Annotated in this window: 21 protein-coding genes; 5 read left to right on the forward strand and 16 right to left on the reverse strand. The window is 52.3% G+C overall.

What is annotated here, in order from left to right; genetic code table 11:
* Nucleotides 1-534: 534 nt before the first annotated feature.
* From AC5JLP_RS30745 to AC5JLP_RS30790, 10 genes are all read right to left on the reverse strand, one after another.
* Nucleotides 535-2,499, reverse strand: coding sequence for a hypothetical protein (locus AC5JLP_RS30745; protein WP_496071668.1), 1,965 nt, complete (start codon nucleotides 2,497-2,499; stop codon nucleotides 535-537).
* Between the two features lie 367 nt (nucleotides 2,500-2,866).
* Nucleotides 2,867-3,196, reverse strand: coding sequence for a hypothetical protein (locus AC5JLP_RS30750; RefSeq protein WP_496071669.1), 330 nt, complete (start codon nucleotides 3,194-3,196; stop codon nucleotides 2,867-2,869).
* A 141-nt stretch (nucleotides 3,197-3,337) separates the two neighbouring features.
* Complete coding sequence (locus AC5JLP_RS30755; protein WP_496071670.1) at nucleotides 3,338-4,096, reverse strand: hypothetical protein; 759 nt, start codon at nucleotides 4,094-4,096, stop codon at nucleotides 3,338-3,340.
* Nucleotides 4,097-4,365: 269 nt separating this feature from the next.
* Entirely contained in the window at nucleotides 4,366-5,907 is a 1,542-nt protein-coding gene (locus AC5JLP_RS30760) for a hypothetical protein (protein ID WP_496071671.1), read from the reverse strand.
* Nucleotides 5,904-6,281, reverse strand: a complete 378-nt coding sequence (locus AC5JLP_RS30765; protein ID WP_496071672.1) for a hypothetical protein — start codon at nucleotides 6,279-6,281, stop codon at nucleotides 5,904-5,906. The genes AC5JLP_RS30760 and AC5JLP_RS30765 overlap by 4 nt, the downstream gene beginning before the upstream one ends.
* Before the next feature lie 8 nt (nucleotides 6,282-6,289).
* Nucleotides 6,290-6,943, reverse strand: a complete 654-nt coding sequence (locus tag AC5JLP_RS30770; RefSeq protein ID WP_496071673.1) for a hypothetical protein — start codon at nucleotides 6,941-6,943, stop codon at nucleotides 6,290-6,292.
* Nucleotides 6,943-7,323: a hypothetical protein gene (locus AC5JLP_RS30775; RefSeq protein WP_496071674.1), complete on the reverse strand. Its 381-nt coding sequence runs from the start codon at nucleotides 7,321-7,323 to the stop codon at nucleotides 6,943-6,945. The genes AC5JLP_RS30770 and AC5JLP_RS30775 overlap by 1 nt, the downstream gene beginning before the upstream one ends.
* The gene (locus AC5JLP_RS30780; RefSeq protein WP_496071675.1) at nucleotides 7,295-7,801 is read right to left on the reverse strand and encodes an SH3 domain-containing protein; all 507 of its coding nucleotides are present in this window, start codon (nucleotides 7,799-7,801) and stop codon (nucleotides 7,295-7,297) included. Before AC5JLP_RS30780 ends, AC5JLP_RS30775 begins: the two co-directional genes overlap by 29 nt.
* A gap of 97 nt (nucleotides 7,802-7,898) precedes the next feature.
* The gene (locus AC5JLP_RS30785; RefSeq protein ID WP_496071676.1) at nucleotides 7,899-8,312 is read right to left on the reverse strand and encodes a hypothetical protein; all 414 of its coding nucleotides are present in this window, start codon (nucleotides 8,310-8,312) and stop codon (nucleotides 7,899-7,901) included.
* The gene (locus tag AC5JLP_RS30790; RefSeq protein ID WP_496071677.1) at nucleotides 8,302-8,565 is read right to left on the reverse strand and encodes a hypothetical protein; all 264 of its coding nucleotides are present in this window, start codon (nucleotides 8,563-8,565) and stop codon (nucleotides 8,302-8,304) included. The genes AC5JLP_RS30785 and AC5JLP_RS30790 overlap by 11 nt, the downstream gene beginning before the upstream one ends.
* Nucleotides 8,566-8,731: 166 nt before the next feature.
* Between AC5JLP_RS30790 and AC5JLP_RS30795 the strand changes: the two genes are divergently transcribed.
* The 3 genes from AC5JLP_RS30795 to AC5JLP_RS30805 all read left to right on the forward strand — a co-directional run bounded on the left by AC5JLP_RS30795 (nucleotide 8,732) and on the right by AC5JLP_RS30805 (nucleotide 12,276).
* Nucleotides 8,732-8,935: a hypothetical protein gene (locus AC5JLP_RS30795; protein ID WP_106255759.1), complete on the forward strand. Its 204-nt coding sequence runs from the start codon at nucleotides 8,732-8,734 to the stop codon at nucleotides 8,933-8,935.
* A gap of 11 nt (nucleotides 8,936-8,946) precedes the next feature.
* Nucleotides 8,947-9,555 (forward strand): Uma2 family endonuclease, encoded by a 609-nt coding sequence (locus AC5JLP_RS30800; protein ID WP_496071678.1) that lies wholly within the window; start codon nucleotides 8,947-8,949, stop codon nucleotides 9,553-9,555.
* 471 nt (nucleotides 9,556-10,026) lie between these two features.
* Complete coding sequence (locus tag AC5JLP_RS30805) at nucleotides 10,027-12,276, forward strand: hypothetical protein (protein WP_496071679.1); 2,250 nt, start codon at nucleotides 10,027-10,029, stop codon at nucleotides 12,274-12,276.
* Nucleotides 12,277-12,398: 122 nt separating this feature from the next.
* Here AC5JLP_RS30805 and AC5JLP_RS30810 read toward each other — a convergent pair whose 3' ends face one another.
* On the reverse strand, nucleotides 12,399-13,265 hold the full coding sequence (locus AC5JLP_RS30810) for an NmrA family NAD(P)-binding protein (protein ID WP_496071680.1): 867 nt from the start codon (nucleotides 13,263-13,265) through the stop codon (nucleotides 12,399-12,401).
* 79 nt (nucleotides 13,266-13,344) lie between these two features.
* On the reverse strand, nucleotides 13,345-14,259 hold the full coding sequence (locus AC5JLP_RS30815; protein WP_496071681.1) for an NmrA/HSCARG family protein: 915 nt from the start codon (nucleotides 14,257-14,259) through the stop codon (nucleotides 13,345-13,347).
* Nucleotides 14,260-14,390: 131 nt separating this feature from the next.
* On the opposite strand from AC5JLP_RS30815, the gene AC5JLP_RS30820 reads away from it, so the two are divergent.
* Together AC5JLP_RS30820 and AC5JLP_RS30825 are read left to right on the forward strand one after the other, a co-directional pair.
* Complete coding sequence (locus AC5JLP_RS30820) at nucleotides 14,391-15,308, forward strand: LysR family transcriptional regulator (RefSeq protein WP_496071682.1); 918 nt, start codon at nucleotides 14,391-14,393, stop codon at nucleotides 15,306-15,308.
* A gap of 135 nt (nucleotides 15,309-15,443) precedes the next feature.
* On the forward strand, nucleotides 15,444-16,019 hold the full coding sequence (locus AC5JLP_RS30825; protein WP_496071683.1) for a Uma2 family endonuclease: 576 nt from the start codon (nucleotides 15,444-15,446) through the stop codon (nucleotides 16,017-16,019).
* Nucleotides 16,020-16,033: 14 nt separating this feature from the next.
* Here AC5JLP_RS30825 and AC5JLP_RS30830 read toward each other — a convergent pair whose 3' ends face one another.
* The 4 genes from AC5JLP_RS30830 to AC5JLP_RS30845 form a co-directional block, all read right to left on the reverse strand.
* Nucleotides 16,034-16,978 (reverse strand): ParB/RepB/Spo0J family partition protein, encoded by a 945-nt coding sequence (locus AC5JLP_RS30830; protein ID WP_496071684.1) that lies wholly within the window; start codon nucleotides 16,976-16,978, stop codon nucleotides 16,034-16,036.
* Nucleotides 16,978-17,730 (reverse strand): ParA family protein, encoded by a 753-nt coding sequence (locus AC5JLP_RS30835; RefSeq protein ID WP_496071685.1) that lies wholly within the window; start codon nucleotides 17,728-17,730, stop codon nucleotides 16,978-16,980. Before AC5JLP_RS30835 ends, AC5JLP_RS30830 begins: the two co-directional genes overlap by 1 nt.
* Before the next feature lie 96 nt (nucleotides 17,731-17,826).
* A complete protein-coding gene (locus AC5JLP_RS30840; RefSeq protein ID WP_496071686.1) occupies nucleotides 17,827-18,276 on the reverse strand; it encodes a hypothetical protein in 450 nt (149 codons plus the stop codon).
* Between the two features lie 10 nt (nucleotides 18,277-18,286).
* A complete protein-coding gene (locus AC5JLP_RS30845) occupies nucleotides 18,287-19,345 on the reverse strand; it encodes a PDDEXK nuclease domain-containing protein (RefSeq protein WP_496071687.1) in 1,059 nt (352 codons plus the stop codon).
* Between the last annotated feature and the right edge of the window lie 184 nt (nucleotides 19,346-19,529).

A 19,529-nucleotide genomic window follows, 5' to 3' on the forward strand; every position in this document is an offset into this window, starting at 1 on the left:
GCTCAACGTAGTGCAGCAGTCGTTCTCTCGGCTTCACCAAAAGCTCGGAAGAGCCCTACATGTTCAAGAAACGACAACTACTTGACGGTTCATAGGATCGCAAGAAACGTCCTTGCTCACTCAAAAGGTGATTGCGGTTCGATTGTTGTGGGGTCGTGCCTGTAATACTGCCCCGCGACGCAACAGCGCCATCCGCCCGGTTCTAGTAAAACCATCTGCTACCACTAATCCTTTGGCAAGGATTTCAGAAGAAATGGCACTTCTACCATATACAGTGCCATCTCCCGACCATTATGAAAGCAGTCAAAAACGTTAGGTAGTTAGGAGAAAGAAAGGGTTCCACTCCACATTCCATCGTTGGCTACTGCGAACGACTTACAGACTTGTGTACACTGCACCAGCGTTGTTACCAGCGCTGACGCCACACTCAGTATCTAGTGCCTTGCCAAGGCTTCCAGCACTGGGACTTTCACCCAGTAGACAAAGCCGAGCTTTGCTCGGCGCACTAGCAACGGACAAAAATACTCCGCTCACCTAAATCAAACTTCTGATAATCTCATTCATCCGCGTTACAGCGGGTGCAATACGACTCATGTTGTCTTTGTACACATACTTGCCCTGATGCACCTCCGGCGAGTGGTGGAGGACATAAGCGAAACTTTGCTCCTCTTTTCCAGCTACCCCTAATTTATCCAGATACGTGGATAGCATATGCCGGAAACTATGGGGCGTGACCGGCACCGCTTTTCCCGACTCTTGCGTGAAGCGGACAAACAGAGCGCGAATCATGGAGCAAAACGCCACGTCATCAAAGGGTGTTTTAGCCACGGGCATCGAGAACATTTTGTCATGCTGAGGCTTGAGTGCCGCTCTCCAACCACACCGCTTTCCTGCTTGATCCATTACTCCCTGCCAGTGCTTGTGTTCCCCTTGGTGGTACGTCGGAAACACCCCTTTCTCGTCCTCAAAGCCCCACAAAAAGCCGACGATGTATTGATAAAACGTAGTGCCATCCACAAACTGAACGTTGGGCACGGGATACCAAAACTCGCCATAGGTCTCAGCCGTTTTGAAGTTCTCTAAATTAATCCAGAACTGCGCCTGATTTGGGTCGGTCGGGATGCCCTGATCCACAAACTCCTCGCAGTCCTCATCCAAGAAAGAGCCATTCCGCAGCGTTTTTCCGGTTTCTAAATCCCGATACGTCTGCTGGCGGTCGGTCGGAATCAGCGTCATCAGCCCACACACAACCGTCTTCTGAAAATCGATTGCGATCGAGGTTACCGCTCGCTGACGAACGACCTTTCCGGCTTTGCCATGCCGATCTCTGGAGGCGATGTGATATTCCAGTGTCTGAAGCCTTTGTTGTTCAAACACCTTCATCGCTTGCTCCCAAGGAACACTGCGCTTCCGAATCTGTTTTTGAGTTTTCTGAGTATCCAACACCTCCTGATTGATTCGGAGTCGTAAGCGCCGAATCACCGAAACATCCTCAAAATTGTCGGTCTCTTCCGGATCGGTTTCCTCCCGAAATTGAGCTTTACTCGCCAAAATGACGGCTCCTAGCACCTCTCGTTTGGAGGCTGGAGACAAGCCATCCGGCTGCCCACACTGTGCCAGTTCGCTCTGTCGCCAGTCAAAAAAGGCCTCGACAATTTTGATGGTCACGTCAGCCTTTTTCTTCGCTTGGCGTTGAGCCATGGATTCTGTCATGGCTAACGTCTGCTCGGCTTTTATGGGGTCGAGCAATAGCCCTCTAGCATTGACTGCAAAGGCTTCTGTGCCCGCAAAATCCTCTTTCGAAAACCGCAACTGCACGCATGGAATCAACAGGTTTAAGCACAGCCTTTCCAGTGCCACGTGCTCAACTCGATGCAGATACCCCAAAATCGTCTTCAGGTGGGTAATTTGCTGCTTAACCTGCTTCGGCTTCCGAAATTTAGACCCAAACTCCTTCACCTCTTGAAGTTCTCGCTCTAGGCATGGGTTTGCCAGTACTTTCTGCCCCTCCAGCCAAACGTAGTCCTCCTCTTGCGTCCCAAGCGCATAAGCTTTGGGGTGCTTCAGACTGGTGGTGCGTAAATCGTTAGCGTAGATCCGACGTTGACCTTTCGGCCTGTTGAAGCGATTAAACTGTGGCTCACAATGGTCAGGGTTGTGAACGCGTAACCACCGCTTTTGTTGTACCCATTCAAGAAACTGCTTGAGATAAAAGCGATTTCGACGACGACACGCTTTACTAGCCTGAATTCGCTCAAAATAGTGCTCCTGCCGTCTCGGTGCTTCTAGGAGTTTCTCTAGAGGCACCGTTTTCAAAAACGCAATGGCGGCATAAGACACTTGTTCGCCCGTCTTGGCTTCAGGTCCACCCCATTCTGGAACCACATATCGCAGCAGCGAGGTTTGAATCAAGCTGATCTGCTGCAACTCCCCTTGAGCAATTTCTAAGGCTTCAAAAACACTTTGAGGCGCATTGCTCACAATTCTATTGGCTTCCATCTTTTCCTTGTCTCCTCATCAACTAATGCGTGTAAGCTAAAGAATTAGCAGATTTGAATTCTATGAGTTGTCAAATTTTTCAACTTTAGAACGATTTTGCTTTTGTTATTATATTCAACCGCGAAAAATACTATATCAAAGAACATTTTTGAAAAGCTTTAATCGATTAATGAGTAAAGGTTTTGAGTGTTTAATTCTAAGTTCATTCTATTGAGATTGTTCTATTGGATAGAATGGTCATTGCTCGGGTGGGTACCCGCTTAAGCTAAAGCTATACAGTTGTAGAAGCGCCTAAAAATGCTTGTGCCTGGATTGAAAAGAACGAAGGCGATCGGAGAATTTTAGAGGTTAAGCCTATAAGCTAAATTTAACTTGAGTCACGGTTTGAAGACGTGGAAATGGTTTGTTGAATCGCTGATTCTTTTGCTTGCAAGGGAAGCAAGTTTCGTTGCGCTAACAGTGTTAATAAATCAATTTCACCTCGAATTGCCTTCTCAAGCACTTGAGATCTCGACTCGCCGATGAAGAGCGCAAGCTCTTCTAGAATGGTGATCGCCTGAGGCGTTAACGTGGCATTGAATTGTTGCTTTCTCTCGCTATAAAGCTCTGGGACTCCACGGAGCGTTTTCGCTCCCTCTTTGCCCTGCTTTCGCTGACAGAGGGGTCTTGGCGATTTCACTTGCTTGCGAGTGGACATGATGAGTAGAGGCTGACGTAGCAGCCTAAAAAGAACAGTAAAAAAATCCCTGCGCCTAATTTGGCACAGGGATGTTCTCACAATGAAGTTTCAGATTAAAAGCTGTAACCCTTAGCTAGAAAGGGTTTCAAGAACCAGAATTTAAGGCGCGCGCAGCAGCGTGATGGTTCCTCTGCCTTGTCCACACCGCTGCACCAGTTTGTTGCCTGTGACAAATGTTTCTTGGCAGGAGCGACTGGCAGTGCATTGAGTCCACTGGCTACAGGCGCGTAGAAATGGCTTCCAATAGCGATCGTTGAACGCGTCTTGGTGCTCTAGCGTGAGGGCGACTTCCATCAGTCGATGAAAGTGAGGGGATGTGCGCGGGTTGGCAGGATTGGTGAGCGCTTTCAACGCTTTGATGATGTCGTAGCGTTCTTCAACGCTGGACGATTTTCCTGTAGGCTCGTTGGCGACGATCGCTCTCATGCTGATGTGCTTGGCTTCTTGCATAACGCGTTCATACCAAAAGGCATCAGAGGAATACAAAGTATGGCTGGACGGGGACAATCTGTGGCATTCAATGCAGAGTTCTAAGCCTCGATAGAGGAGTTCACCCCACGGCTGATACAAATTAGCGGCTGCTTGTTTGAGAGGAATTTTGAGCTTGGGATTCCACTTTTTCTTGACGACCCAGTAGAGCGCGATCCGCCAGTCGGCTTCTTCCATATCGAGTCGCTGCTGAATTAAAGCTGGGGCAGCAATTTGAGTAGTCCTGGGTTCCAGGGGAGGCGATGGGTAGACGAGTAGCAATCCGGGTGTAGGACAATCCAGTCGCTGAAGTGAAGTGTTCCAGGGTTCTGGAATGCCTTGCGTATCTAGAGAAGGAACCAAATGCAGTCTTTGGGTGCTTTTTGCCATGGTGGGTTCGCTCCAACTCGTCCAGCGTTTGGTCGCTCAACTGGTACTCAGAATCGAGACCACTTCTTCCAGCTACGCGTTAGGCAGCTTGTCTCTGAGTTCACGCCGAATTTGAACGATGACTGGATGGGATCGGTTAAAGATAGTGTAAGCAAAAACCGCTTAAAAAGTGCCGTAACCAGTGCCGTTTGGACGGCCGTAAACGTGCTGTCTAAGGTGCCGTCAAACTGCCGTACGGCACACGGCAGTTGACGTAACCACCACTCCATCTAGGTTTCCAGCCAGCGCACCCACTCCGCGCGGGAAGTGCCGTCTGAGAACGTTTCAATCAGGTTGAGGTTGACTAATTCCAGTAACAGTTCAGACACCTGCTCACCATTCAAGCCGTTGTTTTTACCCCAGCTTTTCTTCACGTCTCTCACAGCTATGGCACCTTTCTTACGTAGGTAGATCCCTAAGTTTTTGAGGTCGCTTGTGGGCAGAGCATCAAGACGACTGCGGGCAGAAGTGGTCTCGTTTGGCGGCGCGTCGGCTTGCCAACAGTCTTGCAAGAATTCCACCAATTGCGTGCGTAAATCAGGTGTCTGGTTTGGCGGTGCTGGTGGTGTTGATGGGACGGGTGGAGCGGACATGGGTGGCTGTGTCCACAGCGTGAAGTCGGTGATTTTGCGCTCAATTTGCGGTAGTTCGACCGCCAACCATTCCGCGTGTCCCGGTAGTTTGAGCTTGCCTTTACCACTGGAGACCGGCTTCCGCGTCGTCGGGTGAATGGTGGGAATGAGCTCTAATTCCAGCAGTGCCGCGTCACGTAAGCGGGCGATGCCTTTCGCATCCCCTAGTGCTGACAACGTCCGATCGTGCGCGACAAACAGGGGTGGCATGAGCACTTTGCGGCTATCGCTCATCGCGGACTTGAAGAACTTACTGCCGATATCACCCGGCAGGCGGTCCGCCCAGTTCGTCATTTCTTCCGACACCACGCTGGTAATCCGCTGCTGCTGCCGTAACGACTGCTGCCAGTCTTCCTCGGTCAACCCAGAGCGGTTGAATTCCTGGTAGCGACGCTCGATTTCGTCCAGGTACCACCTCAAGAATTCCGCGATCGCGCGGTAATCCATCCCGGCACCGATATGCCGGATGCCCTGCCATTCGTGGTTGGCCGCGTGTGGGTCGAGCAAGATCACCTGATGACCCGCTCGCACTTTCTGCATCACCAGGTACCGCGCCGTCCAGCTCTTCCCGGCACCCATGCCACCAAACAACAGTCCTGGATATTCGAGGAAGTTTTGCAGATACGCGGTGGTGTCAGCGGGCATTTCAGACGAGGGTGTGACAGGCACGCTTGCTTGCCCAGGTGCAGCAGTTGCTGCCACGGGCGACGGGGGTGCCTGCGGCGGGGGTGGCGCTGTCACGTCTTGATAGTCGGCCTCTTGAACCTCTGACAGATACGGTGCCATCTGGGGGTAAAGCCGTTCGGCTGCCTGTAACTGAGCCACCTGTTGATAGCCTTCCAGTTCGGCATGATGGGCGATCGCCTGCAGCTGACCTTGTTGCAGCCGCGTTTGGCGCTCCCACTCTTCGTACTGGCGACGGTAGTCGCGTCGGGTCTGGGTGAGTAGCCAGGCAGACACGCAAAGCCCAGTCCCCATTAAGGACAGCGGAATTTTACGATAGGCCGCCTGGTAGGTGAGCTGCGTACCCAGAAAGCGAAACGTTTCCGGTTGATGCAGGTAGCCACTGACTGCGAGTGCTGTGCTGGTCATACCAGCCGCCAGCAGCCCCAGAATCTGAGGCAGATAGGGGTCTTTCACTTCAAAACCTCCTGTACCTGCTGCTGCACGTGCTGTTGCACCTGTTGGCTGGTGTGAGCAAGCTGGTCAAACCAGCCCGTAAAGATGGCGACGACCAGGGCGATCGCGATGGCTAACAGTCGGGCACTACGAGCCAGGTAAGCCGGGAGAATCAGGGAGAGGAGACAGGCGATCGCCCCCAGCCAATAGAACGGCAGCAGTGCTGTCACCCACCGAGCGATCAAGGTGATGGTAATACCCAGGGCAAACAGTCCCATGAAGCGGCTGATGCCTTCCAGCACGTAATCGATGCGATCCGGTTCGGGGGTGTCCTCTGGCTCGTAGTAGCCATCGGACGGTGGCAGCATCAGGGGTGAATCGTATTGGTCAAACATGGTTTACCTCACACCCGAAAGAAGTCTTTGACACCATGCCAGAAACCTTTCCCAGGCTTGCCAGCGGTGCCATACGTCAGCAGTTCTTTGCGAGTCTCGGCTTGTCGCCGCAACGCTTCCTGCACGTGCAGGAAGCGTTGCGCCTGGGGGACTTTCTCACCGATCGCTTTGGCGCGGTGCTGATGCCGCAGGTGAATGAGTTTGATGGCGCTCTGGAAGTCCAGGCGATTCAGGTCATACTCGGAGCGATATTCGGCTTCGAGCTTCTGCATCCCGTGTCCGGCTTTCTGGTTCAGCAGTTGCAGGTGCTTGTCGTAGCCTTTGCTCAGGAGCCATGCATCTAAAAGGCTCTTGTCGATTTGCTTGGAGCCTTTTTCGACTTGCTTTAAGACGCGCTGGACAAACTGCTCGTACTCAACCTGACCTTCAATCAGCGTGGTGAAGTGTTTTTCGAGGATCGGCAGAATCTCCTTCAGGCGGGTCATGGCAGTGGCGCGATCCGCAAACAAAGCGAGTTCATGGTCGCTCATTTGCGGTAGTCGTGCCAGGTCGATGCCGAAGTAGCGGGTCGCGCGTTCGGTCAGTGCGCCCGCATGGGGCAGGAGATGGGACTGGATGCCTTTGGGGCTGCTGCTGTAGCCTTTGGCTCTTGGGGCTGACATTAGTGGCACTCCTTGGTTTCAGAGGACCAGAACAGGAAACTGCTGCGATGGGTGTCGCAGAGGGGCGAACGGGGGACGAGGACGACGCGCTGACCAGCCGCACCGGCGAGAAAACCCAGCCAATAACCGCACAAGACAAACCCCAGCACGACAGCAATGCCGAGCAACAGGGTGTTGAGCGGTTCACGATACGTGGTCACGCGCTCAGGGGTGGGTGGTGCTGCTTGCGCCAGTGCCGTTTCGAGTGGGGTAAAGGTGGTGCTGCCGTCGGCTTGTTGTTGCACCAGATAGGGCGTGCCGGACTGGTCTGCCCAGACGGCCAGCTTGGCAGGTGCAGCGGGTGGTAAGGCTTTAGGGTCGGGCATGGGTGGAGTCTCCAAGGAAGTTGCTCGCCAGCCAGCCGGTCTGCCCCCGCCACCGCACGGGCACCCACACCACACCGTCTTGCTGGACGCGGCGGTCGGGCGACAGTTCCACCAGATCACCGTGCATCAGCATGCCGATGACCTGACTGTGCAGACTGGGGGCACTGCGGAAGTTTGCTGCCATGCCAGGGCTCTGAATGTGGGCGATCGGGAAGGTGGCAAGGTCATTCGGGGTTGCTAGCGGGGCGTTGGTGACAGACGCTGTGGGCGGCGCTGCAGCGTTTTCTGGCGGTGGTGTGGTAGCATCTGGCGATGCTGGTGACGGGGTCGGCAGCGGCGAGACAGACGGTGTAGCGGTGGGACTGGGGGCGGTGGTGGCTGGTTGCTGCTGCTGCGAGAAACCGAAACCGAACATGAGCAGTGGAATGGCCAGCAGTCCCAGCGCCAGAGGTAAGCCCCAATGAGTCGTGGCTTTGGGCTCGGGTGGTGGCACTGGCTGCAGGGTGAAGAATTGTCCCTCGGTCGGGTTTGGGGGCTGTGGCATGGCTTTAGCACCGTGAAGGGGGTCTAGACTGACTGGGCACAGGGGTTTACAGCGGCAATGCACCGGCTGCCGTGTAGGGGGCGATCATCAGAAAACTGCTGGTCAGGTCAGGCACCTCTAGCGCCTCGTCTAGCAGCACCGCAAAGTCGGCGCACTGGTGAGGGTGTCTGCTTAGTTCTGCGACCAGGTATTGCTGAATGCGGAGTTGGGACTGCCGCAGGCGCTCGGCCATCACTTTGGCGGTGCTGCGCTCAAACTGGGTCAGTTTGGCATCGAAAGCAAACACTTGAGCATTAATGGTGTTCACGCCCGTCTGAGCTAGTGCCGAAATAGCATGAGCGCTCTGATGATCCAGTTCAGACAGTCGTTGCTGTTGCTGCTCAGGGTTGGGGTTGGGGCGCTTGGCTTTGGGCTTGTGCCCGTTGACAGAGTCTTTGAGGGCATCGGTGTTAAGGGGCATGGGTTTCGATCTCCTGAAGCAAGAGGGTTTTGAATTTGGCGACAGACCGACAGCGTTTGAGAAACAAGACAAGACTGATGAGCACGGCTAAATCACTGTCGTCATAAAGTCCGTAAGCATTTGGCTCGATGTGAAGTTGTTCGATCCACCAGCGCAAGGTGCGGTCAGGGACTTTCCGACCTCTCACTCTTGAGAGTCGCCACGCTAACTCTTTAAGGGAGTGACCCGACGGTTGTAAAACATGCACGGTCATGGTTTTGCCTCTTCCATTGCCGCGTTATCCGAAAGGATCCCGTTGCAATGAAATAGCAACGAATCTCGTAAAGGATGGTAGCATAAATTGCATCAATTACTTCAATCAATGCGTTTGATTAGTTTGATGCGAAAAGGAGATCATCCAGAGAGGGAGGATATGATTTATGCATTCCAAGCGGGAAGCAGACGATATGCGGCGCACAACCGTATCTTTCGAGGATGATCAGTTTGAAATTCTCGAAAAATGGGCAGATAAAGAGATTCGGACAGTGCCGAACCTCATTCAAGCGATCGTGGTCAGTGTTCTAAGAGGAGAACCGCCAAACGTTCCAGACCTTCCAGGGTTGGAGAAGTTGAAAGGCAAGTAGGGGGTAATCGCATGATTGCAGCGATTGAAAAACCGATGAGTTTTGAGGAGTTCGTCACTTGGCTACCTCAGGACGGGCGTTACGAGTTGATTGATGGAATTGTTTTCGAGATGCAACCAACAGGTGGACATGAAGATGTCACTGATTTACTGTCCACAACGCTCACTCTAGAGGCAAATCGGCTGCAATACCCTTACAAGTTCCCTAGGCGAGCACTGATCAAGGCTCCTAGCTGGAACACAGGCTATCTGCCTGATGTACTGGTAGCTGATCGCCAAACCTTGGCAAAGGAACCCCTTTGGCAGCAGGAAGCCACCATTACTAAAGGCAGCACGATCAAGCTCGTTGTCGAGGTGGTCAGTACCAACTGGGAAACTGACTACGCCCGCAAATTTGAAGACTACGAAACGATGGGAATTCAAGAGTATTGGCTAGCCGATTACTTAGGATTAGGCGGCACTCGCTATATTGGCAAACCAAAGCAACCCACTTTTTCAGTCTATGTACTCAGAGATGGAGAGTATCAGGTGAAGCAATTTAGAGGTAGAGAGCGGATTGAGTCTCTGACTTTTCCAGAGTTAGCACTAACGGCTGAGCAAGTCTTCAGGGCTGGGCATTAACCCTAGCCGCTGCCGTTAAAAATCACAGCAGGGTGTCCGGATCTGGGAGCAGATCAAATATACTCTCTAAAGTCGAATTGCTGAGCTGAGAAACACAGCTGATGCGTCACCAAGTTTGTTCTTTTGAAAGTGCAAGGAGCGTGGTTATGTTCTAGGGATATCTAGAAGCCAAAAACCCCCACTGCGGTAAACAGAAGGGGTTAGAAGGCTTGTTATTCGATTTTAAGGATAGGGGCGGGGACTCTAACTCACAGCTTTGGCGAGCACAAATGTTAGGTCACCCAGCTTTGCTATGCCAATTTTAGTGGCAATTTGTCAAAAGGTGCAACCTTTTTGCTGAATTGCTCTAGTTTTTGCATGGCTTCCTATCCGCTGTTGTTCCAGCCATAGGAGTAAGTTTGTGCATCAAAGAATACAAGGCAGGGAGAACCTTGCCCTACAAAATATTGTCGTAGACAGGGAGGGTAATTGATGAACCTCCCCGACCCTCAATTTCAAGCAATTCAAGAGCCAGACGCGTTTCTGCATCTCTTTCCACATCGGTTCGATTTCATCTATGCCGAACATCCAGACCTCGGTGATCGCCCTGATTGGAAAACCGAAGACAGACATCCCTTAAGCGATCGCCTCATTCAAGAAGGCGCTTACTTGTATGGCGTCCGGTTCGGTAAACAAACCGACTACCTGATGCTCGACATCGACAGGGGTAGCCTCTACCACCCCCACAGTGATCGCTTCGCTATCCCCCGTCTATTGGCAGCACTAGAACCGTTAGGCTTGGTCGAAACCGTTGCCGTCACCAGCAGCTATAGCGGTGGTATCCACCTGTACCTGCCCTTCCAAAAAGCGCAAGAAACGTGGGCGATCGCCCAGATCGTCTCCACCTTGCTCGCTAATGCCGGGTTCAAACTCAAAGCGGGACAGCTTGAACTGTTCCCCAACCCCAAACCCTATAGCGAAGCGCCTAGCCTCTACACTGCCCATCGACTCCCCCTGCAAGTCGGTTCCTACCTACTGAATAGCGACTTTCAACCCATCTACGGCGAACAAACCACCTTCGTTCAGCGCTGGCAGTTTGCCCAGCAGCGTAATGCCATCGATCAGCGCACCCTGAAGCGGGTCTTGCAACAGACCAAACGCAAGCGGTACAAACTCTCAGGCAAAGCCGAGAAGTTTCTCCATGACCTGAACATCGAGGTTTTAATCGGGTGGTCTGACTCCGGGCAAACCAACTACCTGTTGGGCCGGATTGCCATGCGCGAATACATCTTCGGTCACATCCAACGTGATGTTGAACCCCTCACGGGTGAAGACTTAGCCGCCGCCATCTGTGAAGTGGCGCGATCGCTCCCTGGCTTTGAGACCTATTGCCGCCATCAAGGCAACCTGGAACAACGCGCGATGTTCTATGCCCGTTCCATCCAGTCCAGCCATTACTACCCCTTTGGTTCCAAGCATCAGGCAAAGACTTCACTCTTACCAGAACCGACTGCACCACCTAAACCGAACTGGAACCAGTCACAGTCACACGCCGCTCGCGATCGCATTCATCAAGCAGTCACTAACCTGCTCAATAAAAACGCCTTACCGAAGCAGGTAACTGCCCGTAAGAATGCAATCAAAACCTATGGCATTGGCAGCCAAACCTTGGAGAAACACAAAGAGTTATGGCATCCAAACTACCTCAAACCCAAGCAGGAAGCGGAAAGCCACCCTGTCCAAGAAGAAATGACCACTACACAAGGGCTGAAACCCAAGCAGGAAGCGAAAAGCCACCCTATGAATACCAACAAGCTTGTGCCCAATCCCGCTGTCCTTTTTGGGCAAGCGGTTGGGTTTCCAGAAGTTGGGGGGTCTGGGGGGTTTTCCACAGGCGTCCCTGTGGTCGTGAACGCTCAGACTTCTGAGCGGGCAGAGCAGCAGCTTGCTAAGATGCAGGTATGGTTGGAGAGTGATGACCGGATTCTGGTAGCGGAAGCGCAGCGGTTCTTTTCTGCTCACGCTCAGAAGGAGTCGGTCTGTTTCGGCAGTACAGCTTTAGTGACATCAGAGCAAACTTCAAGTGGCTCGAGCGAGGAGGCAGTGATGCCAGGTGGCTTTGGACGATCACAACCGCAACGCCGAGGGGGTAAGACTGCCTTGCAAGAAATCCAGCAACTGAGTGTTGTGTCTCAACCACCAGTGCTAGAAACACCTGTGGCTTTGGCGATGCAGGCGGAAGTGGCAGCGTTCTTTGCTCAATATCAGCAAGAGCATCCCGAAGAGACGGCGCTGGCGTGGTTTGCTGGTGTTTATAATCCACTGGCAAAGGTGGATTTGCTGGCTGTGGGTGCTCGCTACCTGGAGCCAGCGGAGGAAGACTGGTTGGCCTTGGCACGTATGGTGGGCTGGCTGGCTGTTGAGGATGAACTGGATGCCATCTACTTCACCGCACCACCACCCGCTTTTGCCTTGGAGCAAGCCGACTGGTATGTGCGACCGGACTTGACCACGTTTTTAGAGACCCCAATGCTGCTACGGGCGGTGGTGCAGCAGCAACCCATTGACTTGGAGTCAATTCAAGCGGCGATCGCTCAGCGCGTGCAGCAATTAGGCTGGACATGGGAGCAGCGCACCCGCTTTATGCTGGAAGTCTGTGAGCAACCAGAAGCGGAGCTGACCCCAGCTGCTTGGGAGCTGTTGTTGTTTGAGCTGCAAAGTCGGTTGCAAAATCTGGGCTAGCGCAAGCGGTGCTGCTTGGGTTAAAAGTCCTACTTCTGTAGCCTTTGCTAAGAATACTGGGTTAATTGCCCCGCGCAGCAGAAGGGCAGCGTCAGAGTGAAGGTTCAGCCTCTGAAGACGGCTTAGGAGAGCCCTTGGTGGCTTGCCAGCTCCTGGAGATACTGCTGTAATGATCGCGGCTCTCGTCCGAGAATGGCTCGCAGCACGAGCGCGTTCCCACCGGGGAAGCCGTACTGGTCATAATCAGCGTACATCCGTCTCAAGCCCTCGCGGGTAGGACCGTCAGGTATCTGTGCCGCCTCCGCCCACTGATCGAAGGGGGCTTCACACGCCTCAACGGTGTGCCCGACCGCCTCGCTCATCATCGCCGCCAGTGCCACACGGTTGACCATGCCAGGAGCACAGAGTTCAAAGGTGCCGTAGCCTAATTTGTCTCCCGTCAGCGCTAGCGCTGCTACCGCTGCTACATCGCGGTAGTCCACGTAGCACGCCTGCACTTGTTTGGAGTAGGGCAGAGAGAAGCGACCCTGTTCTAGAACGGCATGCCAGCCGTTGTCGAGGGTTTGCATGAACATGGTGGGCTGTAAGACAGTGAACGCCATGCCTGACTCATACAACGCCGCCTCGACCGGAAGTTTGGCGGCATGGTTATTCATCTTGGTGATCGACGGATGAATGACACCAGAGAACACAAACTTCTGCACACCGACTGCTTTGGCAGCCTCGACCATCGCCACGCCCAGCTCCGCCTCATTGGGTGCAAAGGCGGGATTGATGTGAAAAACACCCTCTACACCGCTGGCAGCCGCTTGGAGACTCTCCAAGTTACCGAGGTCGCCGATCGCCGTCTCGTCTACGCCTTGCTGTCGAGCCACGTCGATTTTACTCTCGTCCCGCACTAGCGCACGTACCGTCACGCCACGCTGCTTCAGTTCGGGCACGACAAGGTTAGCGTATTTGCCCGTTGCTCCCACTACCAGTACTTTCATTGGCTTTCCTCCTTGTCTTCATGTGTGTTAGCAACAAGGCTGCTTAAACGACCAGCTAGCTGCTCAGGTGGCTAGTCGTTTAAGCTTCCTCTAAACCTTCTGACTTAGGCTCAGAGGTGCGTTTAGCTGATTTTACCCAACCCTGGTCGCGTAGATAAGCTTCAAAGTCGGTCGGTGCAGAAAAATCGCGTTTCAATTCGGCGAAGTTCGCGATGTAGCCAACCTGCTCAAACCAGCGATACATGGTAGTCACTTCCGCTCCGGCTTGTTGCTCGAACGCTTCAAACGGAATTTGTTGGTAGGCAATGGGTTTTTCCAAAACGTGGCTGAATGTGGCAGCGATTTCTGGCATAGTCATCTCCACACTGGCGACTTCGATTTCGCGGTTTATGAACTCTGTAGGGCGCTCAAAGACTGCCGCGACCATTGCCCCGTAATCTTCTTTGGACAGCTGCTGCAATTTTGTTTCAGGACTGAGCGGCTGGGAGAACGTTCCCTGCTCAACCATTGGACGCATCGAGTTGTAATTGTAGAAGAAAAACACCGGACGCATGATCGTATAGGGCAGACCGCTTGAGCGGATGTATTCCTCGACTTGAAATTTGCTGTCAAAATGCGGAATGCCCGTGTTGCGCTCGGCACTGCCCACTGAGCTATAGACGAAATATTCGATGCCCACCGCTTTCGCTGCGTCAGCAATTGCCTGACCATGACGAATCTCTACTTCTGCGCCTTCTCTGAAGTCCTGCATCGAAAAAACACCATAAGCACCTTGTACAGCGCGATCAAGGGAAGCGCGATCGTTAAAATCTCCTTGTACGAGTGCTGCACCTGCTTGTCTGAGTGCTTGGGCAGCAGGCTTCTTTTCATCGCGAACCATTGCGCGAACCTTAAATTTGCCGCGCTGGAGAAGATGACGTGCCACTGCACCGCCCTGGTTGCCTGTGGCTCCAGTGACTAAGATGAGTTGTTCTGCAGTTGATTGCTCTGTCATGTCGGTTTTCTCAAGTCTGTTTGTGTCTTTGAACGTTGCTGTTGTCTAAACGTTAGCTTGTACAGAAACAGAGAAAAAGTAGTTAAACTTCAAAACAGTTGTGCAGAAAATGCAAAGATGCGTTTGTGGTTATGGACAAGCTGAAAAGCCTGATGATTTTCTTGCGCTCCGCTCAGGCTGGAAGCTTTTCGGAGGCAGCACGGCAGTTAGGCATAGCTCCATCCGCCGTGAGCCGGGCGGTATTACGCTTAGAAGATGAGTTAGGGGTGCGCTTGCTCCAGCGGACGACTCGCAGCTTAACGCTGACCGAAGATGGCAGCCGCTTTTATGAACGCTGTCAGCAAATCCTCAACGACTTAGAAGAAGCTGAACTTGAAGTCAAACAATCTCAATCCACACCGATCGGACCCTTGCGGCTGGATCTGAGCTTCACGTTTGGTAAACTGCATATCGCTCCGGCGCTACTGCAATTTGCGGCCCAATATCCTCAGCTCAAGCTGAATGTTTCGTTTAACGATCGCTTGATCGATCTTATTGAAGAAGGTATTGATGCAACGGTACGAATTGGACTAAGCAGCGATAGCAGTTTAAGCATGCATCATCTGGCAACGGCACGCTACATCACCTGTGCCTCGCCGCAGTATCTGGCTCAGTATGGTACGCCCACCGTACCTACAGAACTCTTGCAACATCGCTGTGTCAACTTCATCTTTCCACAGACGCGACAAGAACCAATCTGGAAGTTTGAGCAAGATGGAAAAGCAATCGACCTAGCCGTTGACAGCTATCTGAGATTCGATAATTCAGAAGTCATTTTAGAGGCGGTTATGCAAGGAGCAGGTGTGGTGCAGTTACCCAAGTTTATTGCAGCAAAAGCGATCGCGCGAGGCGACCTGCAAGCGGTTCTCCAAGCCTACGCACCTCAAATTGGCTTACCAATCGCGGTGTTGTATCCGCAAAGACGCTATCTCTCGGCTAGAGTTCGCGTCTTTGTTGAATTTATGAGAGCGTTGACGACTGCCTTAAAGCAAGTAGATGTGGTCGATTGAACGCCTCCGTTTTGCTAGAGCGCATCCGTGCCGAGCGAGAGCAGCAGGCGCAGGGGAAGGCAAAGAAACCGGGGAAGAAAGGGCAGCGTACAATAAAGGCAGAATGATCGGCTAGGGCACCACGAATATCTCCCTATGACTCAAGCCAAACAGCGATTTCTGAGCTTTGACGAGTACCTGTCCTACGACGATGGCACAGAGAATTTGTATGAGTTATTCAATGGAGAACTGATCGAGGTGCCACCAGAGTCGGGAAAGAATACTGCGATTGCCGTCTTTCTGTTGTTACAGTTCGCCGCGATCGTTGGTCATCTCAGAGTGCGTCCGCATGGACTGGAACTAGAGGTAAGAGGGGAACCTAAAAATCGTTATCCCGATTTAACCATCCTGCAACCAGAACACGTCCAGCAGTTGGATCAGCGCAACACCCTGCGACTCAGTATGGCTCCACCATTACTCGTGGTTGAAGTCGTTAGCCCTGGCGATTTGCAGCGCGACCGCGACTATATCGCTAAACGGATGCAATATCAGGATCGGGAGATCCCAGAATACTGGATTATCGATCCGCAATTGGAAACTGTCTTAGTACTGGTACTGACAGGCGATCGCTATACGGAATCTGGCACCTTTCGGAGAAGTGATGCGATTCAGTCATCTCAATTTGGCACGCTTAACTTCACGCCTGCCCAACTTTTTGCAGCAGCAGGGTAAGCGATACTCCGCGTTTATTCAGTCGGTCTGGTGAGTTTGTCCAATTCATCCAGTAGCTTGGTGATCCGATCGCGATTCTTGCGATCGCCCCAGGCTTCACTCTTCCGCAACCGCTTGCCAATCTCACCCAGGCGCTCAACCAGCATTTTCTCAGGTGCCGGCTCTGCTTCTGGCGTAAGTTCTTTAATCGCTACCTTAATCTCGTTCAGCGATAGATTCTTAGCAACTGCCTGCTTCAACAACTTAGCCCGTTGCCCCTTATCTTTTACACGGGTGATCGCCTGCGCCTTGGTATATTCCAGCTTCCCCTGACGGAGAACAGTCAACACATCTTCCGGCAAATTCAGTAGCGGCAGGCGGCTAGAACGAAAGCTATCAACACTAAACCGACCGACCCCTGCCATCACATTTTGTACAGTTTCTAATTGGGACAAAACGTTTTGTCCCAATTCCTGACCGCGATGTTTTGCCCGATGCGCCTGATAAAACAACGAAGTCACATCTTCCCTTGTGGTATCTAAAGAGATCGCCAGCAAATCCAACACCGCATCTGTTTCTTCCACTGGGTTCAGGTCTTCCCGCTGCAAGTTCTCGATCAACGCAACTTGGATCGCCTGTCGATCGTCCAACTCGCGCACCACGATTGGAACTACTTCTAGCCCCACTTCACGAGCCGCCCGCAACCGACGTTCTCCCGCGACCAGCTCGTACTCCCCATCCTTGAGAGGACGAACGAGAAGCGGCTCTAGAATGCCATGCTCCTTGACCGATGCAATCAGTTGAGCCAACTTATCGGCATCGAAGAAGCGACGGGGCTGCTTTGTGGGCAAATGGATTTTATCAAGTGCGGCAGATTGAGACGACTGCTCAACGTGTTCAGCCTCGGCAGGCGTCTCGCGGTTAAGAATCGCGGCAACATTACGAAGCTGCGGTTTGAGTGCAGTTTTACGGGGTGGCACTATAAGGACTCCAGGCTTTGGGTAACAGCAGTCAGGACTGCGAGGGCAGGATGTTTGGGGTCATATAGCCCCAACGGTAGGTGTTGCATAGAAGCATCAGCAAAGGCAACAGCCCGTGGAATGGGCGGGAAGACAGGCGCGACGCCGCTAAACTGCTCTGTCACAGCCTGTAAAATCTCCTTCCCCTGTGCCGTGCGATCGTGCAGATTAGGGATGACTCCAGCAAATTTCAGGTCTGATGCGACCCCTTCCTGTTGCAGCTCATTGATTGTCCCCAGCAGCAGATCCAGACCCACAAAGCTCTTATACTGCGTCTGCATCGGGATCAGGATATGTGTCGATGCCACCAGTGAGAGAATGCTTAGCACCCCCAGTGTCGGTGGGCAGTCGATCAACACAAAGTCATAGTTCTGCTCAACAGGGGCAAGTGCTTTCTTAAGACGGGTCTCTTTCGCGATCGCGGTCGCCAACCTGACATCGGCAGCACTCAACGTCAGGTTGCTAGGCACCAAGTCCATCTGATGAATGCCATGCAGAATGGGGAGAGCTGCCCGGTCTAAAATGCTGTGAGCGATCGTGTCCTCTAGCTCATGCGGCTGTAAGCCCATGAATACGGTTAGAGAAGACTGCGGGTCCATATCTACGAGTAGAACTCGCTGCCCTCGCTGCGCCAAAGAGTACCCTAAGTTCATGGCAAGAGTCGTCTTGCCAGTGCCCCCAGCTTGGTTAAAGAGCGAGATGACGTTGGTCACAGGCTGAGTTGATCGCGTACAGAGTTAGTGTACAGCGAGTTTGTCTGGACGAATGATGGTAATTTGCCAATTGGCAGAGCGTCTTACAGGTGAGCTTTAACACGCACTAATCAAATGGAACTCGACTGAATCGGGAATCACTTGAAATTCTAACTTTCCTGGCGATCGCAATTCTGGTAGCGAATAGCTACAGGTCACAATCATTAGCTTGATCTTGCCGCTGACTTGAACAACTTCCAACGGGCTGACAGAGAAAAACTCCTCTCCATCAACCGAGCTGTTGCTGAAAAAGTCTTTTACGACAACTGAAAGATCAAAGTGTGTCTGTAGTACCTGGCATAGTTCCCGATGCTTCTCCAAGCTGCTTTGCTTATAAGGCGCAAGGAGGTCATCACTGGAAACACAGATCAACGAGTAGCTCTGACGTGCCTGATCAATCAAAAGCTTTGCTTCCGTTGGACTTAACTCTTGATGAACAAACTGTCCCACTGGTAGGTTTTCCAGAGACAACTTCCAAAACGAAAGAAACAACTTGTCTGGCATCATCGTTGCAACTCTAATCTTGCTCATTCTCTAACTCAGAGACCGCTGCCTCCAACTCCATCTCTAATTGCTCCATGGTTGGTAAGCATTCTTGTAGCGTAGATGGCAGCCCATCCCGTAACTTATAAGTAGAGACGCTGATCGGGTTATGCACGGTATCCAGGGCGAATTCCACCACTGTCTTCTTCTTCGAGCGGCAAAGAATAATCCCGAGCGTGGGATTTTCTACCTCAGTCCGCAGAAGGTTATTGACCGCTGAAATATAGAAGTTCATTTTGCCGGAATACTCCGGCTTGAACTCGGTCACCTTCAAATCAATCACAATGTAGCAGTGCAACTTCAGGTGATAAAAGAGCAAATCGATAAAGTATTCGTCTCCTTCCACTTCCAGGCGATACTGACTGCCAACAAACGCAAAACCAATGCCCAGCTCTAACAGAAATTCACGAATACGCACCACGAGTGCTTTCTCTAACTCCCGTTCTTTTGCCTCCTCAGTAATAGTGAGAAAATCAAAGTTATAGGGATCCTTGATGAGCTGGTGGGCCAGATCAGAGTCTAGCCCTGGAAGGGTCCGCTCAAAATTAGTGATGGCCCCACCTTGGCGAGTATAAAGATTGGATTCAATCTGCATCACCAGGATGTCCCGACTCCAGCCGTTCTCAAACGATTTCTGAGCATACCAAAGCCGTTGCTCAGGAGTTTTCAGTTTGTCCAAGAGCACCTGGTTATGCCGCCAGGGGATTTGTGCAGCGCTACGCTGCACAAATTGCTCATCAGGATACGCTTCGGCAAACGCCCGCATATATTTGAGGTTGCGCGGGGAAAAGCCGCTCATGTCGGGAAATTCTCGCTTCAGGTCTTGCGCCAATCGTTCAATGACCTTCGATCCCCATCCTTCCTGCTGCTGTCGGCTTAAGATCTCTCGCCCCATCTGCCAGTAGAGTACGATTAACTCGTTGTTGACAGCCAGCGCTGCTCTGATTTGCGCTTGCCGAATCCGTTCTTTCAGCGATCGCAAAAAGTTCGTGTAGTTATCATCAGTCGGAAACAGAGAACCGGATTTGGGCACGCGTAGAACCGCTCTAAACAATAGACAGATGATGGTGAAGTCTTCCAGACAACATCATTCAGTAGTTGCTATCTAACGTTATCAGAATCCCTCTCTTCGCAATAGTACATCAGCAGTACAGAATATGGATGTGCCAGTTGGGAGTGTCTCACAAACGGTGGCAAAAGAGAGATTGAGAAGGGCG

It is taken from the genome of Stenomitos rutilans, assembly GCF_059505485.1.

What these genes read in the sequence shown, in the direction of transcription:
- AC5JLP_RS30745 (WP_496071668.1), bottom strand. Translation starts at nt 2,499, where the DNA reads ATGGAAGCCAATAGAATTGTGAGCAATGCGCCTCAAAGTGTTTTTGAA.
- AC5JLP_RS30765 (WP_496071672.1), bottom strand. Translation starts at nt 6,281, where the DNA reads ATGTTTGACCAATACGATTCACCCCTGATGCTGCCACCGTCCGATGGC.
- AC5JLP_RS30755 (WP_496071670.1), bottom strand. Translation starts at nt 4,096, where the DNA reads ATGGCAAAAAGCACCCAAAGACTGCATTTGGTTCCTTCTCTAGATACG.
- AC5JLP_RS30825 (WP_496071683.1), top strand. Translation starts at nt 15,444, where the DNA reads ATGACTCAAGCCAAACAGCGATTTCTGAGCTTTGACGAGTACCTGTCC.
- AC5JLP_RS30790 (WP_496071677.1), bottom strand. Translation starts at nt 8,565, where the DNA reads ATGACCGTGCATGTTTTACAACCGTCGGGTCACTCCCTTAAAGAGTTA.
- AC5JLP_RS30795 (WP_106255759.1), top strand. Translation starts at nt 8,732, where the DNA reads ATGCATTCCAAGCGGGAAGCAGACGATATGCGGCGCACAACCGTATCT.
- AC5JLP_RS30770 (WP_496071673.1), bottom strand. Translation starts at nt 6,943, where the DNA reads ATGTCAGCCCCAAGAGCCAAAGGCTACAGCAGCAGCCCCAAAGGCATC.
- AC5JLP_RS30810 (WP_496071680.1), bottom strand. Translation starts at nt 13,265, where the DNA reads ATGAAAGTACTGGTAGTGGGAGCAACGGGCAAATACGCTAACCTTGTC.
- AC5JLP_RS30750 (WP_496071669.1), bottom strand. Translation starts at nt 3,196, where the DNA reads ATGTCCACTCGCAAGCAAGTGAAATCGCCAAGACCCCTCTGTCAGCGA.
- AC5JLP_RS30785 (WP_496071676.1), bottom strand. Translation starts at nt 8,312, where the DNA reads ATGCCCCTTAACACCGATGCCCTCAAAGACTCTGTCAACGGGCACAAG.
- AC5JLP_RS30820 (WP_496071682.1), top strand. Translation starts at nt 14,391, where the DNA reads ATGGACAAGCTGAAAAGCCTGATGATTTTCTTGCGCTCCGCTCAGGCT.
- AC5JLP_RS30805 (WP_496071679.1), top strand. Translation starts at nt 10,027, where the DNA reads ATGAACCTCCCCGACCCTCAATTTCAAGCAATTCAAGAGCCAGACGCG.
- AC5JLP_RS30800 (WP_496071678.1), top strand. Translation starts at nt 8,947, where the DNA reads ATGATTGCAGCGATTGAAAAACCGATGAGTTTTGAGGAGTTCGTCACT.
- AC5JLP_RS30840 (WP_496071686.1), bottom strand. Translation starts at nt 18,276, where the DNA reads ATGATGCCAGACAAGTTGTTTCTTTCGTTTTGGAAGTTGTCTCTGGAA.
- AC5JLP_RS30815 (WP_496071681.1), bottom strand. Translation starts at nt 14,259, where the DNA reads ATGACAGAGCAATCAACTGCAGAACAACTCATCTTAGTCACTGGAGCC.